General features: G+C 66.5%; 4 protein-coding genes and 1 pseudogene. All 5 read left to right on the top strand.

Translation table 11 applies throughout. The annotated features are described in order from the left end of the window. A pseudogene (locus tag ELR45_RS34905) lies at positions 1–253 on the top strand (sugar ABC transporter permease); the annotation flags it as partial. Continuing rightward, the gene (locus tag ELR45_RS34900) at positions 250–1,134 is read left to right on the top strand and encodes a carbohydrate ABC transporter permease (protein ID WP_165367644.1); all 885 of its coding nucleotides are present in this window, start codon (positions 250–252) and stop codon (positions 1,132–1,134) included. The pseudogene ELR45_RS34905 and the gene ELR45_RS34900, both read left to right, overlap by 4 nt. A gap of 46 nt (positions 1,135–1,180) precedes the next feature. After that, a complete protein-coding gene (locus ELR45_RS10025) occupies positions 1,181–2,179 on the top strand; it encodes a LacI family DNA-binding transcriptional regulator (RefSeq protein ID WP_129665571.1) in 999 nt (332 codons plus the stop codon). 46 nt (positions 2,180–2,225) lie between these two features. Next, positions 2,226–3,188 (top strand): LamG domain-containing protein, encoded by a 963-nt coding sequence (locus ELR45_RS10020; protein ID WP_205856319.1) that lies wholly within the window; start codon positions 2,226–2,228, stop codon positions 3,186–3,188. A 122-nt stretch (positions 3,189–3,310) separates the two neighbouring features. Continuing rightward, a partial coding sequence (locus tag ELR45_RS34895; RefSeq protein ID WP_205856318.1) for a hypothetical protein occupies positions 3,311–3,801 on the top strand: 491 nt, incomplete at its 3' end.

The raw sequence follows: 3,801 nt of genomic DNA, 5'->3' as shown, positions 1-3,801 counted from the left end.
GATCAACGGAACGACGATGCTGGTGGCCATTCTCGCGGCGATCGCCACCCTCCGCGTCTTCACCGAGCCGTTCGTCATCACCGGCGGCGGCCCCGGCAACTCCACCGAGACGATCGTACTCTACCTCTTCCAGAAGGGCATATCGCCCGGCACCGACGCGGGCTACGCCTCAGCTGTGAGTCTCGTGCTGTTCACCTTCGTGCTCGCCGTGTCCGGTATCTCCTGGCTTCTTTCCCGGAGGAATCGCGTATGAGCAACGCCACCGTTCACACCGCCGAGTCGCGACGCCCGCGTCCCCGCGGCCGGGATCGGATCTCCACCAAGGAGAAACTCATCCGCTGGGTGCTCATGCTCGTCGCGGTGCTGGTCGTGCTCGGTCCGCTGATCTGGCAGCTGAGCAACGCCCTCAAAGGAGCGACGGAGTCCGCCGTCGGCTTCCCGGGCACACTCATTCCGGAGAATCCCACGCTGGACAACTTCGTCACAGCCTTCACCGCCATCCCGCTGCCCAGGTATCTGCTCAACTCGGCGCTGATCGCCGCGATGGGCGTGACCGCGAACGTGGTCCTCTCCACGCTCACCGGTTATGCCCTCGCCCGCATCTCGTTCCGCGGCCGCGGGCTGTATATCGCCATTCTGCTGGCCACCGCCGTGCTGCCGTTCGAGGTGATCCTCGTCTCGACGTTGCTCGTCACGCGTGGGGTCGGTCTGCAGGACACCCTCGTCGGTGTGGTGTTGCCGCAGGCCGTATCGATCGTCTCGATCTTCGTGATGCGCCAGGCCTTCCTCAACGTACCCGACGAACTCGAGGAGGCGGCGACCGTCGATGGGGCGGGTCCGTTCCGGCTGTTCTCGAGCATCATGCTCCCGTCGGTGCGCGGCTCGCTCGCAGTGATCGCCGTCCTCGGCTTCCTCGACTCCTGGGACCACTTCATCTGGCCGCTGGTGATCCTGAGCGACCCCGACAAGTATCCGGTCAATGTGGGGGTGCAGTTCCTGTCCGGTGCCTTCTCGGCCGACCAGCGGGTCATCTCCGCCGCCGCGCTGGTGGTCATGGTCCCGCCGCTGCTCGTCTACTTCTTCATGCAGAAACAGGTGTTCAAGGGTCTGGCCGAGGGAGCGCTCAAAGGATGAGCGCACCGTACGATGACCAACCGGGTCTATCTGAGGTGGTCAGGTCATGAAGAAGCAGGCGGGACGCGCCACGCTGAAGGACGTCGCCGAGGCGGCGGGTGTGTCCATCTCGACGGTGTCGCGAGCGTTCTCCAGCCCGGAGCGGCTTTCCCCGTCCACCGTGCAACATGTCAAGGAGGTCGCCGCCCGCCTGCGTTTCTCGGTCAACCCGGTGGCTAAGGCACTGATCACCGGCACGTCGATGAATATCGGCCTGGTCGTCCCCGACATCACCAACCCGTACATGTCGACACTGCTCAAGGCCGCCCAGACGCACTCTCGCGGACGCAGTATCGGCGTGTTCGCCGCCGATACCGATGACAGCGCCCGCATCGAGCGTGAGGTCTGCCATCAGCTGGCCCAGCAGACTCGCGGCATCATCCTGTGTGGCTCGCGGATGAGCGTCCCCCACATCCGCGAGCTCAGCGAGATGATCCCGCTCGTACTGGTGAGCCGTGTCGTCGAGGGGATCCCGTCGCTTTACACGGGCTCCACGCCGGCGCTCGAGGAGCTTGTGGACGAGCTCGTCGATCTCGGCCACCGCCGTATTGCGTACCTGTCGGGCCCTGCCCAGTCCTGGGCTAACAAGCAACGATCCCGAGCGGTCTCGCGCCGCGTGACGGCCCGCGGTGCGGAGTTCGTCAAGCTACCGCCTACCACGGCCAGTTACGGTGATGGCCGGGCGGCCGCCGGGAACGTCGTGGAATCCGGTGCCACCGCCGTCATGGCGTTCGATGACGTGCTCGCTTCGGGGCTGGTGGAAGGGCTCCGCCGCCTCGGCCGCTTGGTCCCGGACGACGTCAGCGTCACCGGCCACGATGACGTGCTCGCCGAGCTCGTATATCCGGGCATCACCACCATCACCGGCCAGAGCGCCCGGGTCGGGCAGCTCGCGGTGGATTGGCTGCTCGAAGAACCGGCCGCCGAGGGCGACACCGGGACCACGCGCACGGAGGCTGTCGAAGGCCGTGTGGTGCGGCGCGGCTCGGTCGCCGCACCACCCTGACTGTCCAGCCTGCAGGCAGCAGGAACCGCACGAGAAAGGGACCGGCATGATCCACAGCACTGTTCGGCGTTCCATCGTTCTCACCACTACGCTCTGCGCTGTCCTCGGCGGAAGCTATCTGGCAGCGGTTCCCGCCGCGACCAACCCGGCGACGTCGCCGGATACCCCTTCCCACGCAGGACCGCCGCATTCGGGTTGCCATGTCACACCGCCACATTCGCAATCCGGCGCCACGCCGCCGCCCTTCCGTTGCCACGTCGACTCGGAGTACGACGCCGAGATCCTCGCCGACTCGCCATCCGTGTACTGGGCGATGGAGAACGTGGCGGCAGGAACGGAGCCCGACCTGTCCGGGTCGGGGCTCGAGGGCGAGTATGTGGCGTCGCCGGCCACCACCACCCTGCCGAACGGCGATGGGGCGGCCGTCTTCGATGGGAGCTCACAGTTTTTCGAGGTCGGCGACGCGCCTGAGCTCAGCCCGGCGACGACGGGCGAATTCACGCTCGAGGCATGGATGCGGCCGGACACACTCCAGTTCCCCAACGATGAGAGCAGCGGTTACGTCCACTGGATGGGTAAGGGCACGGCTGGAGAGCATGAGTACGTGTCGCGGATGTACTCGCTCGACAACACGTCTGATCGGGAGAACCGGATCTCCGGCTACTCCTTCAACCTGGACGGCGGCCTGGGCGCGGGCTCCTATTTCCAGGATCCGCTCGCTGCCGGAGACTGGATCCACTATGTGCTGGTGATCAACGCCGAGGCTAAGAGCGCGGAGTTCCCGAACGGCTACACCAAGATCTACCGGGACGGTGAGCTGCGGGACCAGGACGATCTGAGCATCCGTGGAATGGTGATCGTGCCCGAACGCGGCGACGCGCCGTTCCGGGTGGGGACCCGTGATTTCGGCTCGTTCTTCCAGGGAGCCGTCGGGAAGGTCGCCGCATATGACTTCGAGCTTCCGGCCGAGCGGATCGCCGCGCATCATGATGCGATGGCCACCATGTGACGACGACCGCGTGACATGGCGGATGCTCGGTGATCGACCTGAGCATCGGGCATCCGTCGCCTGACAATGTCTGCGATCCTGTTGGCTTGACGGTCCGTCCGAGCCTTCAAGGGAGCTGTTACATGACTGAGGGGACACCCGCCCCCGGGCGTGGCGCCATCATGCTCACCACCGTCCATGACTGGGTCGCGGCTGACTTCGGGATCGAGCTCTCAGCGTTGGAGCGGGTGGACGGTGGCGCCGACGCCGCGGCGGACATCTTCCGCGCCACCGGCTCCGACGGGACGCGGTACGCGGTGAAATGGAGCAGCGGCAGCTCGGCGGCGGGACTGGTCGTGCCTGACCAGCTCGGCCGCGTCGTCGGCGCTTCGGTGGTGTCCGTCATGCGTACGCGGTCGGCTCAGATGTGGGCGGATCGCGATGGCGGGCGGCTCTCGGTCGTCTCATGGGTCGACGGCCGTCCCGCGCTCGATGGGCAGCTCACCAGAGACCACTGGGTCGCGTACGGGCGGCTGCTCTCCGAGGCGCACGGGATGGAGGTCACCGATGCAGTCGCAGAACACGTGCCGGCCGAATCCTACGACCCTCGGCCGTGGGTCGCGCGGTTCGACGC

It is taken from the genome of Phytoactinopolyspora endophytica, from assembly GCF_004138495.1.
Lineage (GTDB): Bacteria > Actinomycetota > Actinomycetes > Jiangellales > Jiangellaceae > Phytoactinopolyspora > Phytoactinopolyspora endophytica.
This window is presented reverse-complemented; position numbering and strand designations above follow the sequence as displayed.

What these genes read in the sequence shown, in the direction of transcription:
- ELR45_RS10020 (WP_205856319.1), top strand. Translation starts at nt 2,226, where the DNA reads ATGATCCACAGCACTGTTCGGCGTTCCATCGTTCTCACCACTACGCTC.
- ELR45_RS10025 (WP_129665571.1), top strand. Translation starts at nt 1,181, where the DNA reads ATGAAGAAGCAGGCGGGACGCGCCACGCTGAAGGACGTCGCCGAGGCG.
- ELR45_RS34900 (WP_165367644.1), top strand. Translation starts at nt 250, where the DNA reads ATGAGCAACGCCACCGTTCACACCGCCGAGTCGCGACGCCCGCGTCCC.